The 11,667-nt window shown below is 55.5% G+C and carries 13 protein-coding genes; 8 read left to right on the forward strand and 5 right to left on the reverse strand.

All coding sequences use genetic code 11. The features are described 5' to 3' along the window. The first annotated feature begins 30 nt into the window (after nucleotides 1-30). Complete coding sequence (locus ABGB15_RS05425; protein ID WP_313327601.1) at nucleotides 31-765, forward strand: class I SAM-dependent methyltransferase; 735 nt, start codon at nucleotides 31-33, stop codon at nucleotides 763-765. On the opposite strand, the gene ABGB15_RS05430 is transcribed toward ABGB15_RS05425, so the two are convergent. Next, on the reverse strand, nucleotides 759-1,361 hold the full coding sequence (locus ABGB15_RS05430) for a short chain dehydrogenase (RefSeq protein WP_215722646.1): 603 nt from the start codon (nucleotides 1,359-1,361) through the stop codon (nucleotides 759-761). The genes ABGB15_RS05425 and ABGB15_RS05430 overlap by 7 nt on opposite strands. Nucleotides 1,362-1,458: 97 nt before the next feature. Here ABGB15_RS05430 and ABGB15_RS05435 point away from each other — a divergent pair, with 97 nt between their 5' ends. The 3 genes from ABGB15_RS05435 (at nucleotide 1,459) to ABGB15_RS05445 (ending at nucleotide 4,150) form a co-directional block, all read left to right on the forward strand. Continuing rightward, nucleotides 1,459-2,346: a LysR family transcriptional regulator gene (locus tag ABGB15_RS05435; RefSeq protein WP_215722647.1), complete on the forward strand. Its 888-nt coding sequence runs from the start codon at nucleotides 1,459-1,461 to the stop codon at nucleotides 2,344-2,346. Nucleotides 2,347-2,365: 19 nt separating this feature from the next. Beyond that, a complete protein-coding gene (locus ABGB15_RS05440) occupies nucleotides 2,366-3,547 on the forward strand; it encodes a PLP-dependent aminotransferase family protein (RefSeq protein WP_215722648.1) in 1,182 nt (393 codons plus the stop codon). An 84-nt stretch (nucleotides 3,548-3,631) separates the two neighbouring features. After that, nucleotides 3,632-4,150: a DUF6622 family protein gene (locus tag ABGB15_RS05445; protein ID WP_215722683.1), complete on the forward strand. Its 519-nt coding sequence runs from the start codon at nucleotides 3,632-3,634 to the stop codon at nucleotides 4,148-4,150. A gap of 2 nt (nucleotides 4,151-4,152) precedes the next feature. Here the strand turns inward: ABGB15_RS05445 and ABGB15_RS05450 are convergent, their stop codons facing one another. Then, nucleotides 4,153-4,572, reverse strand: coding sequence for a nuclear transport factor 2 family protein (locus tag ABGB15_RS05450; protein WP_215722649.1), 420 nt, complete (start codon nucleotides 4,570-4,572; stop codon nucleotides 4,153-4,155). A 97-nt stretch (nucleotides 4,573-4,669) separates the two neighbouring features. Here ABGB15_RS05450 and ABGB15_RS05455 point away from each other — a divergent pair, with 97 nt between their 5' ends. The 4 genes from ABGB15_RS05455 to ABGB15_RS05470 all read left to right on the forward strand — a co-directional run bounded on the left by ABGB15_RS05455 (nucleotide 4,670) and on the right by ABGB15_RS05470 (nucleotide 6,756). Next, a complete protein-coding gene (locus tag ABGB15_RS05455; protein WP_215722650.1) occupies nucleotides 4,670-5,389 on the forward strand; it encodes a helix-turn-helix domain-containing protein in 720 nt (239 codons plus the stop codon). A 97-nt stretch (nucleotides 5,390-5,486) separates the two neighbouring features. After that, entirely contained in the window at nucleotides 5,487-5,936 is a 450-nt protein-coding gene (locus ABGB15_RS05460) for an STM2901 family protein (protein ID WP_215722651.1), read from the forward strand. After that, nucleotides 5,930-6,256, forward strand: a complete 327-nt coding sequence (locus tag ABGB15_RS05465) for a DUF1493 family protein (RefSeq protein WP_215722652.1) — start codon at nucleotides 5,930-5,932, stop codon at nucleotides 6,254-6,256. The genes ABGB15_RS05460 and ABGB15_RS05465 overlap by 7 nt, the downstream gene beginning before the upstream one ends. A gap of 14 nt (nucleotides 6,257-6,270) precedes the next feature. Further along, nucleotides 6,271-6,756, forward strand: coding sequence for a type VI secretion system tube protein TssD (locus tag ABGB15_RS05470; protein ID WP_215722653.1), 486 nt, complete (start codon nucleotides 6,271-6,273; stop codon nucleotides 6,754-6,756). Nucleotides 6,757-6,856: 100 nt separating this feature from the next. Here ABGB15_RS05470 and ABGB15_RS05475 read toward each other — a convergent pair whose 3' ends face one another. From ABGB15_RS05475 to ABGB15_RS05485, 3 genes are read right to left on the reverse strand one after another with little or no spacing between them, the layout of a single operon-like run. Continuing rightward, complete coding sequence (locus ABGB15_RS05475) at nucleotides 6,857-8,026, reverse strand: HlyD family efflux transporter periplasmic adaptor subunit (RefSeq protein WP_152084412.1); 1,170 nt, start codon at nucleotides 8,024-8,026, stop codon at nucleotides 6,857-6,859. A gap of 10 nt (nucleotides 8,027-8,036) precedes the next feature. Next, the gene (locus tag ABGB15_RS05480; protein WP_152081960.1) at nucleotides 8,037-10,229 is read right to left on the reverse strand and encodes a type I secretion system permease/ATPase; all 2,193 of its coding nucleotides are present in this window, start codon (nucleotides 10,227-10,229) and stop codon (nucleotides 8,037-8,039) included. After that, nucleotides 10,226-11,629, reverse strand: coding sequence for a TolC family outer membrane protein (locus tag ABGB15_RS05485; RefSeq protein WP_152081959.1), 1,404 nt, complete (start codon nucleotides 11,627-11,629; stop codon nucleotides 10,226-10,228). Before ABGB15_RS05485 ends, ABGB15_RS05480 begins: the two co-directional genes overlap by 4 nt. Between the last annotated feature and the right edge of the window lie 38 nt (nucleotides 11,630-11,667).

Below are 11,667 nucleotides of genomic sequence, written 5' to 3' on the forward strand. Positions count from 1 at the left end.
GCCAGGCACATTCTTAAAGGGGGATCTGCCATGGCACAAAACATCTACGACAACCCGGCGTTTTTCGAAGGCTACGCTCAGCTTCCGCGCTCGGTGCAGGGGCTGGACGGCGCGCCGGAGTGGCCTGCGCTCAGGGCGATGTTGCCGGATTTAACCGGCAAAGCGGTTATCGATCTCGGCTGCGGCTATGGCTGGTTCTGCCGCGCGGCGCGTGAGCTGGGCGCGTCTGACGTCACGGGCGTAGATATCTCCGAAAAGATGCTCGCCCGTGCAGCGGAGCTTACCGCCGATCCACAGATTCATTATCAGCGTAGCGATCTGGAATCTCTCAGGCTCAACGAGAACACCCTCGATCTGGTCTACAGTTCGCTGGTGCTGCACTACCTGCCGGAACTGGACACGTTATTCGCCCATGTTCAGCGCGTGCTCAAACCCGGCGGTAGCCTGGTCTTTTCAATGGAGCACCCGATTTGCACCTGCGCCTCCCGTCAGGGCTGGCTGACGGACGACTGCGGCGAGCGGTTCTGGGGCGTGAACCATTATCAGGATGAAAGCCAGCGCGTCAGCAACTGGCTGGCGGACGGGGTGATAAAATACCACCGTACGCTGGGCACCACGCTTAACGCGCTGATCAAGGCCGGATTAACAATAAGCGAAGTCAATGAGTGGGGACCAACGCAGGCGCAAATTGACGCCTGGCCTGCATTGGCTGAAGAGGCAGAGCGCCCGATGCTGGTGCTCATCTCCGCCCGTAAGGATCAATAACCCACCTTATATACCCGCCCGCTCTGCACGCCTTCCACGCTGCGGCGATAGGCCTGTGCCACCGTTGCAGCGGGGACGCTTTCAAAGCCGGGGAAGAAGCCGTCGTACGCTTCGGCGGATTCGGTGAGCACCGTCGGGCTAATCAGATTGATGCGGATACCGCGCGGCAGCTCACAGGCGGCCGCGCGAACAAACCCTTCCAGCGCGGCGTTTACCGTGGTGGCGTTCACGCCCTGGGCTATCGGCTCGTGCGCCACAATACCGCTAATCAGTGTTATCGAGCCACCTTCGTTCAGGTAGTGTTGCCCGGTCAACGCCAGGCGTACCTGCCCGAGCAGCTTATCCTGCAGCCCCTGGTTAAAATCGCTGTCTTTCATCGTTTCCAGCGGGCCGAAGTAGAGACCACCGCTGGCAGACACAATCGCATCCACCGGGCCGATCTTTTCAAACAGCGCCTGTACGCTCGCCTGTGAGGTGATATCTACCTGATGATCGCCCTGCGTGCGACCCACCCGGATCACCTCATGGCGACGTTCCAACTCTTCCGTTACGGCGCGACCGACCGTACCGCTGGCACCAATAATGACGATTTTCATAGCAGACTCCTTACGTTGTGAGCTTTCATTCTTTAATAAATTAAAATGCAGATAAACTGGGCTAAAGTTAGAGGATTACTAACCAGAGATTCGGAATATGGATAAACTTCGCGGCATGGAAACGTTTATCGCCGTAGTTGAAAGCGGGAGCTTTACGGGCGCGGCAGCCCGGCTGGAGATGTCGGCGGTGATGGTGGGCAAGTACATTGCGTGGCTGGAATCGCAGCTTGGCACGCGTCTGCTGGAGCGCAATACGCGCCGCCAGAGCCTGACGGATGCCGGGCGCGTCTGGTTTGAAGAGGCGAAGCGGGTACTGGAGCAGCTCTCCATTGCTGAGCGCGCGGTCGAGCGGCTGCGTGCTACTCCCGCCGGAACGTTGCGCGTGACGGCACCGACCTCATTTGGTGGCTGTGTGATTGCGCCGTTAACCGCCACGTTTTTACAGCGCCATCCGGAAGTACGGGTGGAGCTGGATCTCACTAACCGGATGGTCGATTTGGTGGATGAAGGTGTTGATCTGGCGATCCGTATCGGTGACATTCGCAACGACGATCTGGTGGCGAAATACCTGTGCCCCTACCGGATGGTGATCTGCGCCGCACCGGACTATTTAGCGCGTCACGGCACGCCACAAACGCCTGCCGATCTGGTGGATCATCTCTGTCTTTCTCACACGGTGTGGACCGCGCGCAACGAGTGGCGGCTGCCGGGCGTGGAAGGAGAGGTGCGCTGGAAGCGGGACGCGATTTTAAGATGCAACGATGGCTACGGGCTGCGGATGGCGGCGAGAGCCGGGGCAGGGCTGTTGCTGCAACCGGAAGTGCTGGTGGCGGAAGAGCTGGCAAGCGGCAGGCTGGTGCGGGTGCTGGAGAATTTCACTCCGGAACCGAGGCCGGTGCATCTGTTGTGGCGTCAGGATTTACGGCCGCTCCCGAAGCTAACGGAATTTATCGCCCATATTCTGCTAAGATTGGGCACAATATAAAAAAGAAGGTAATCGAAGAATGTCTGCAAACAAACTCGCCAGCAGCGCGCAGGGCCTGCAATCATCTGCCATCCGTGAATTATTAAAACATAGCAAAATGGCGGGCGTGATTTCGCTGGGGGGCGGTATTCCAAACCCGGATCTGTTCGACCATGAAGGGCTAAAAATTGCTGCGGATGCTGTGTTATCACAGCATTTTGGCGAGGCTTTCCAGTATGGACTGACGGAAGGCGTACCGGGTCTGCGCGAGGAAATTAAACGCATCTGCGAGGGACGTGGTATTGCCTGTAAGGCCGATGATGTCGTCATTACTTCCGGCTCGCAGCAGTCTCTCGACGTGCTGGCGCGCGCGTTAATTAATCCGGGTGATACCGTTGTCGTAGAAAGACCTACGTATCTTGCTGCATTACAGGTATTTGGCCTGGCACAGGCGCAATTTGAGTCTGTAGGGACAGATGGCGACGGAATGAAAGTCGACGAGCTTGAAGCTCTGGTGGCAAATAAAACCATTAAAGCGGTTTATATTGTACCGACATTTGGTAATCCTGGCGGTGTAACGCTTTCTGAAGCGCGTCGTAAACAACTGGTAGAATTATCGAAGCGATATGATTTCGTCATTATTGAAGATGATCCTTACAGCGAAATTAATTATACCGATGAAGTTTTCAGCCCGTTAATTGCGCACGCAAAAGCGATTGGCAATGAAAATAACGTTGTTTATACCTCTACGTTTTCCAAAATTCTGGCACCGGGTACGCGTGTGGGCTGGGTGATCGTGCCGGAGTGGCTGAAGCGCGCGGTGGTCAATCTCAAGCAAACCACGGATCTGCATACCAGCACGCTGTCGCAACTGATGACATACGAGTATTTGAAAACCGGCCGTCTGGCCGATCAAATCAACATGATCCGTGAAGCCTATCGCCAGAAATACCAGACCTTCGCGAGCGAGCTGGAAGCGGAGCTGGGGGATGTGATGTCGTTCCACAAGCCAAAAGGCGGGATGTTCCTGTGGGCGAAAATGAACAATGGCATTAATACCACGCGCTGGCTGGAGAAAACGTTAAGCAACGGCGTGGTGTTTGTGCCTGGCGAATTCTTCTATTGTAACGAGCCGGACCACACGACGCTGCGCATGTCATTCGTTACCCCAACGGATGAACAACTGAAAGAGGCGGTCAGACGCCTGAAAGTGTCACTGTAACTGACGTGCGCATGATGGCGGTTACGCCGTTATGCGCAATACTTACCCGGTGCGGTAATGGCCGCGATCGCCATGGTGAATCCCATGTTTGAATTCCTTACCGGTATTGTGACGCACACGCCCGTCTGGGTGTGGGTTCTGTTTGTTTTTCTGATCTCCCGCGGTATCAAGGCCCGCAAACCTGCCACCGTGACGCTGGAGAAATTAGCCCTCATTCCGGCGATTTTTCTGGTCTGGGATATTTACGATCTGGTGGTTTATCGCGATTTGACCATTGCCACCGTCACGCTGTGGATGGCGGGTATTCTCGCGGGCGCGGCGCTGGGTTATGTACTGATTAAGACAAACGCGGTGACCCGTGCCGCTGCGCCGCGCAGTATTTCCCGTCAGGCTGATTACACCGCGCTGCCCTTTATGATGCTGGCGTTTCTGGTGAAATATGTACTGGGCGTGACAAGCGCTATTTCCCCGCAAACGCTGCAGCAGCCCGCCATGAGCGCCTTTGCGATCCTCTCTGGCGGTGTCTTTGCGGGGGTGTTTATCGGGAAATTTGTGCGCTACGTCGGAGTGTATATTAACACCCCGACGCTTCCGGCTGAGTAACGTCAGTGGGTTGCGTGAGCCAAAGCGCGGTCACTCATTTCGCCACTGATTAACCGCGTGACTTCATCTATCCGACAGATTTTCCCCTCGCGCAGCGCTGCAAACATATACACCTCAATCTCAGCCTGATTCCCTCCAGGATAAACGACCGTAACGATATGCCGATCCGCCAGAAGAGTGTCGTTGCAACAAGCCTGTACAACCCTGAATGTTACGCTGCGGGTGTGCAGACGAACGTGGCTAAGATGTTGCACAAAACCCGGAAAATCAAGCAGGTTGCCGTCGGTGTATTGCTGATAATCAGGAGAGAAAACCTCTGCTGGATCAAGATTGCCTGTAAATAATGCGGTCAGAAACGCTTCGGTTTTCTGACGCAGCGTTACGCTGTCTGTGGCGGATAAGAGGGTATTAATGATGTTCATGGTTGCGCTCCTTTTGATGATGAGCCCCCATTATCCTTGACAGCCAATGACGTAGTTTCTGTAATACGACAATGAATAACGATTTTCGGCCATTATCATGTTTACTGCTGAGTTACTGCGCCATCGCACAGGTCATCATACGCAATGGCATCGTCATGAAGCCGGACAGCTCTGTCGAATTACGACAGGTCTGATGGTCATTGAGACGCACAAAGGGCGCTCGGTTGTACCGGCGAAACACATTGTATGGGTCCCGCCGGGTCAGCTTCATGCTGCCTCTTCTGAAAGCGCCATTGAAGGCTGCTCGCTTTATCTTGATTCAGCATGCTGTAGCGCATTGCCTGGCGAAACTACGCTGTTTGATGCCGATGACCTGACCAGTGCGCTTTTTATGCGTCTCAGCGAACAGGGAAGCGAACATGATCCGCGGATGCTCTCTGTTCTGCTGGATGAGTTGGCTCGTTCCGCGCGGAATCGCTATTTGTTGCCCATGCCTGCGGATTCAAGGCTCAGCAAGGTGACCCGTCACCTGATGCAATGTGTCGATGATAATCACACGGTTGAGCACCACGCTCGTCACGCGGGAATGAGTGTGCGTACGTTTAACCGAAGATTCCGTGCTGAAACAGGTATGAATTTCGTTAACTGGCGGCAGCTTGCCCGTGTCGTCCGGGCGATGGAGTGGCTGGCCGCCGGAAAACCGGTAGGGTGGATTGCGCTATCATGCGGCTATTGCAGCGTCAGTGCGTTTATTGCTATCTTCCGGGCTTATACAGGCAAAACGCCAAAGCAATGGACGCTTAAAGAATCTCATTAATTGCTATTTAGGAATCTATAAAGGTTCATTTTATCAACATTGTCATTTAAGAGGTGTATGGTGTTTGTTATTAATAAAATCAGGCATGAAGGCGTGTATGGATACGGTCGAGGAATTAGATGGAACGTACTTCTACAAAGGTATCTGCAACATATCGGCAGGAGAACTATTTTTCTGGATTTTATTAGATAAAATTGAAGAGCAGTTCGGTGGGATAATGGATGCGGTTACAGTGAGTTGTATCATTTTAGGATTGCCATTACTAAAGACAAGAAACAAACCTTATGGAACCACAGCAGGAACGTCCATAGCATCCAAATACATGCGTCAATATCTTAATGTCCAGTTGCCGATAAGATTACCTACTTTAACCGAAGCGAGCATTACTACCTTAAAGCCTAAGTATGTAACAAACCTGGGGGCATTTGTAGGGAGAGGACTGCCTGTGGTTGGATGGACAATGGTCGCCAGTGATTTGATTCAGATATGTTATAAAACACTTAAAACGTACAACACTATTGCGCACGAGAAAGATCGCGTATGGTAACAGAACAAGAGGTTCTGGAATTTTTCCAGAATGAATTACCCGTACTCGGTACATTTACCGGGAAACTCATTCCATTACAGTTGGATGATATTCTCCAGGAATACGCTGAAGATGATGATTTGGTTTTTTGTATGGATAAATTCAGCGTGAAGTTTAATGTTGATCTCTCGATGATGAATTACAGCGCTTATTATCCGTGGTTTCGCGCATGGTTTTTTAGAAAGTGGTTTACTGATAAACCCATTGAACAAGTTTCAAAGCCTTTAACCGTAAGAATGTTTGCTAAATCCGCAGAGGCGGGGCGGTGGCTGTATGATTAATAAGGAGTGTTAAGATGGCTGTACCAGTCCATTTATGGTTGAAAGATGATGCAGGAAACCTTATTAAAGGTTCTTCTGATGTGATACATCGGGAGGGGAGTATTGAATTACGTGGTTTGACACACAATCTGAGTATCCCCGTCGATGGGTCTACTGGAAAACTGACAGGAACACGTCAGCACGCCCCATCCTTGTTTGAAAAGGAAATTGATAGTGCTTCCCCGTATCTTTACCGTGCCGTCGCAACAGGGCAGACTCTACGGTCTGCTGAAATAAAGTGGTATCACATTAATGACGCAGGGCAGGAAGTTGAATACTTTAATATTTTAATGGAAGGCGTAAAAGCCGTCTCCATTACACCAATTATGCACGATACGCGTAACTGTCCGGGGACAGGGCATTTGGAAAGCATTCAATTGCGCTATGAGAAAATCACGTGGCGCTATGTTGATGGGAATGTTCAATATTCAGACGCCTGGAATGAGCGGTATACGGGGTAATGTTCCCCTCCTCCTAACCCTCTCACCATAGGAGCGTTAGTGCGGTTTAAACGACTTGAAATGTAGGCCGGGTAAGGCGCAGCCGCCACCCGGCGTTTTACTACCGCTCTCTCAACGCCTCTTTCGCCCTGTTAAACGGCTTAATCATATAATCCAGCACCGTTTTCTCCCCGGTCTTGATGTCCACCGTCGCAATCATCCCCGGTACAATCGAGAAATGCCTGCCCGCCTTATTCACCAGGTAATCCTGACTGGTACGGATAAACACCCGGTAATAGAACACTTCCGGCTTAGCTTCGTCCTGAATGGTGTCCGGCGAAATGGTTTCGACCACGCCGTGCAGCCCGCCGTAAATGGCGTAATCGTAGGCGGTGATTTTGACCAGCGCCTCCTGGTTCGGGTGGATAAAGGCGATATCACGCGGCGACAAGCGGGTTTCAATCAGCAGGTGATCGTCCACCGGCACGATCTCCATCAGCTCACCGTTCGGCGGAATGACGCCGCCGATGGTGGTGACCTTGATGTTCTTCACGATCCCGCGTACCGGAGATTTCACCGTCAGACGGGCCACGGAATCCTCGCGTCCTTTGAGGATCGCCGAAACCATATCCACTTCTGCGTTCGCTTTGGATAACGCCTCGCGCGCCTGCACGTAATACTGCGAGCGCACGTCGGTGAGCTTGAGTTCAAGATCGCTTTTTTGCCGTTGCAGTCGCAGCACTTCCACGTGGCTGGCGGCACCGGTTTTCACCAGCCGTTGGGTGATCGCCAGCTCTTTGTTGGCGAGATCTAATGCCGAACGTAATTCCCGCTGAGTGTCCTCCAGTTGCGCACGACGTGAGTTATAAAGGCGCGTTTCGGCCCCGATCAAATCGGTCCATTTCGCCAGCGAAGGGGGGAACTTCAGCGGGAGATCGTTCACCTCCGCATAAAGACGTGCGCTGGAGGCCAGCGAGGCCCGGTAGCGCGCCGCACTTTCACCAACGTTAGATTCGGATCGGGTAGGATCAAGCCGTGCCAGAACTTGTCCGGCCTGCACCTGATCCCCCTCGTGTACGTTGAGTTCAGTGAGTATCCCTCCGTCCAGCGACTGTAAAACCTGCTCACGCGAACTGGGGATCACTTTCCCGGTCCCGGTGGAGACTTCGTCCAGCACGCCAAACCATGCCCAGACGCCAAGCGCCATAAACAGCAGCAGGGAGAAAATCACAATCCGCCGTGCGCCGGTGTAGCCGCTCTCAGAGTCGAGAGCGTTGTCCAGGTCTTCCATTGCGGCGACGTCACGCTGACTGATTTTCATTTTTCCACTCCCGTCCGGTTGCCTGCTGCTGTTGCTGCATGCGGCTGTTGCTCAGCGCCTGCGCTTTTGGCGCGTCCATCACCAGCATGCCCTCTTTCAGTACCACCACGCGTTCCACCAGCTCCAGCACCGGTACGCGATGAGTGGCGACAACCAGGGTGCGGTTGCCGAGCCAGGCGCTCAGGCGCTGGATAAATTCCCGCTCGGTGTGCTCATCAAGGGAGGCGGTGGGTTCGTCCATTAGCACGATATTCGGATCGCGCAGAAGCATACGCGCCAGCAGAATGGATTGACGTTGCCCGCCGGATAACCCCACGCCATTCTCCATAATCGGGTAGTCCAGCCCCTTCGGCAGTTTCTGTGCGAAGCCCGCCGCGCCGCACATTTCCAGCACCCCGAAGATCTCTTCATCGGTGGCGCGCGGCATACCGAGGGTGATGTTTTCACGCAGGGTGCCGTAGAACAGCCGCGCGTTCTGAGTCATAAACCCGACGTTACGCCGCACGTCCGCCACGTCCAGATGCGGCAGGCTGAGGTTGTCGAGCCGCAGTTCGCCGCCGGCCAGATCCATTCCGCCCGCCATCGCCTGCAGCAGCGTCGATTTGCCCGCGCCGTTGCGCCCGAGGATCGCCACTTTCTCGCCGGGCTTGATCTCCAGGCGGTTTATGCGTAAAGCCATGCGCGGATCGTCCGGGTGATAGCGGAACTGCGCCTGCTCGAACAGGTAGTGGCCGCGCAGCACGTCCTGGCGGATCGGCGTCTCTTCGCGCTGATTTTCGGTCGGGAGCTGCATAATGCTGTCCAGCCCCTCTTTTGCCGCTTTGACCTGCTGCCAGCGAGCCAGCACGCCACACAGCGTTGCCATCGGGGCGATCATGCGCGAGGCCAGCATCGAGGCGGCGACCACCGAGCCGGTGGTTAACGTGCCGTCGATCACCATCGGCGCACCGACCACAATCACCGCGGCATACACCAGGCTCTGGATGGTTATCCCCCAGCTGATCAGGTTCTGCGTCAGCTCGCGGGTGCGCAGGCCGGATTCCGCGGTGATCTGGATATAGCTGTTCCACTGCTGCAGAAAACGGTTTTCCGCCTGCATCAGCTTGATGTCCTCCAGCCCCTGCACACTCTCCACCAGCACCGCGTTGCGCAGGGTCGATTCGTGCGCCGACTGCTTCGCCAGCTCCGCCAGTTTTTTCTGCAGCAGCAGGCCGGGCAGCACCATGATCACCGCCGCCACCGGGGCGATCCACGCCAGCTGCGGGGCGATGATCGCCAGTACCACCACGAACAGTAAAAAGAACGGCAGATCGACAATCGTGGAGATGGTGGAAGAGGTGACCATCTCGCGGATCTGCTCCAGCTCGCGCAGCTGAGAAATAAAGCTACCGGTGGAGCGGGGAATGGCGCTGTGACGCAGACGCAGAGCGTGGCCGAAGACGCGATCCGACACGCGCAGATCCGAACGTTTCCCCAGCAGATCCATAATGTGCCCGCGCGCCACGCGCAGCACAAAGCCAAACAGCGTGGCGATCAGCACGCCAATGGTCAGAACGTAGAGCGTCGGGTAGGACTGGGCGGGGATCACCCGGTCGTAGACCTGCATGGAAAAAACGATCCCCGAAAGCGAAAGTACGTTGATAAACAGCGCGGCGAGCATTACCCAGCTGTAAGGACGCAGGTCGCGCATTACCAGCCGGTAGAGCCAGTCCGGGCGATATTTCGAGATATAGGCATCTACGCGGCTGTCTTTCAGGGCCGCCAGCGGGCGCAGGGCGATGATGTGACGAATGGCAGGCAGCATCGCCATCATCGACAGACGGTTGGTGTGCGTTTGATCGTCGAAAAAGCTGACCTCAAGCGTATCCTCGCCGTCGAAATGTTCGATCACGCCAATTTTACCGTCGTTCAGCGCCACCACCACCGGCAAGCGCCAGCTGTTAATGGACTGCTGATCCGCCGTGAGCAACTGAAACGACAGCCCGGCCTCGCGGGCAAGCTGGGTTAGGGCAGGGACCATCGGTTTGCCTTTCAGCCACGGCGCACCGGCTACCAGCGCACCGGGAGAGCAGGCGACACGGTAGCGTGTCGCGACGTAGCCAAACGCCTGCGCCCACTGTTCCAGCGCATCATCTGCTATCGTTTCATCCTGCGGGATATCGCGTTGCTTCATGGCTGGATCTCCACGGTCTGGATGGTTCGGTTTTCAAGATCGAACGCGTGACGCAGACGCCCGGTGTTGTACAGGCAGTTCAACTGCAACTGGTGCAGTTGTCCGGCGGTTTGCTGCTGGGTGAAACGGGCCTGATAGACCTCCTGCTCAGCGTTGAGCACGTCGAGCAAAGGGCGCGAACCGAGATCAAGATACTGCTGCTGATAAAGCTCGCGGGTGCGGGCGCTGAGCGCTTCCTGGCGACCCTGAATTTGCAGCGTGCTCATCAGGCTCAGCACCTGGCTGCGCGCCTCCAGCAGTTTTTGCCGCACGTCGAGACGCGTGCGCTGGATGGTAGACTGGGCGGACTCCACCGCGTGTCCGGCGGCGTTGCGGCGGGCCGTCAGGCCACCGCCCTGGTAGAGCGGCATCTGCACTTTGACCCACGCGGAATACTGGGTGCGATCCCGCGTTTCGTTGCCCGCGTAGCGGTCGTTGAGGTAGTGGCGAACTTCCGGCTCCAGCGAGACGGTCGGCGTCATCTGCGCATTGGCGTAGTCGAGGTTGGCCTGAGCAACGTTAGCCTGTGCCCAGGCGGCTAATACCGCCGGAACCAGCCGATCGTCCGGCTCGGCGATATCGCAACTGCGGGCCAGATTTTGCGGAAATTCATTGCTGACGTCGTGCAGGTTGTCCCAGCCAAGAAAACTCATCAGCGTGGCGCGGGCGCTGTCAAGGCTGGCCTGGTACTGCATGAGTTGGGCGCGTGCGCCTTCAATACGGGCATCGGTCTGCACCACGTCAGAGAGCGATGTCGCCCCTTCGTCATTGCGCTGTTTGGTCAGTGTGCCGATGGAGGAGAGCGCATTGAGCTGTTCTTTGGCGGTATCGACCATCTGCTGCCAGGTTTGCACCTGTACCATCGCGATGGCGGTATCGTGGGCGATAGTGTCAATGCTGACCAGCACGTTAGCCTGCTGCTGGGCGACGCCAGCGCTTTCGGCACGCACCTGGCTTGCCACTTTGCCAAAGTCGTAGAGCATTTGTGAGAGTGAGAGCACCAGCGACGGCGTAAAGCCATTATCGCTGCCGTCGTGGGTATAGCCATTTTCCATTCCGGCGTTAATTTGCGGGTAGTATTTCGATTTGGCGACGTCTACATTTTCGCTCTGTTCATAGAGTTTGCCGACCGCTTCGCTGATGGCAGGATGCCAGGTGACGGCGCGGTTAACCGCCTCGCTTAGCTGGAGCGTTCCGGGCGCGGCTTTGCCTGCAACGGGTGCCACGCGACCATTCAGCGAGGGTAGCTCCTGCGTTTCGCGAAGCTGGCCAGTATTAATCATCGCCGCAGGGTTTGCGGCGATGGCGGAGACAGATATCAGGCAGCAAGAGAGCCACCTGTATGGCATCTTCTTTCCCATGTCATATCCCTAATAAATGCGTACAGCTTTATTGTTTA

The sequence above is a fragment of the Enterobacter sp. MALB-1 genome (genome assembly GCF_041021625.1).
Classification (GTDB): Bacteria; Pseudomonadota; Gammaproteobacteria; order Enterobacterales; family Enterobacteriaceae; genus Enterobacter; species Enterobacter oligotrophicus.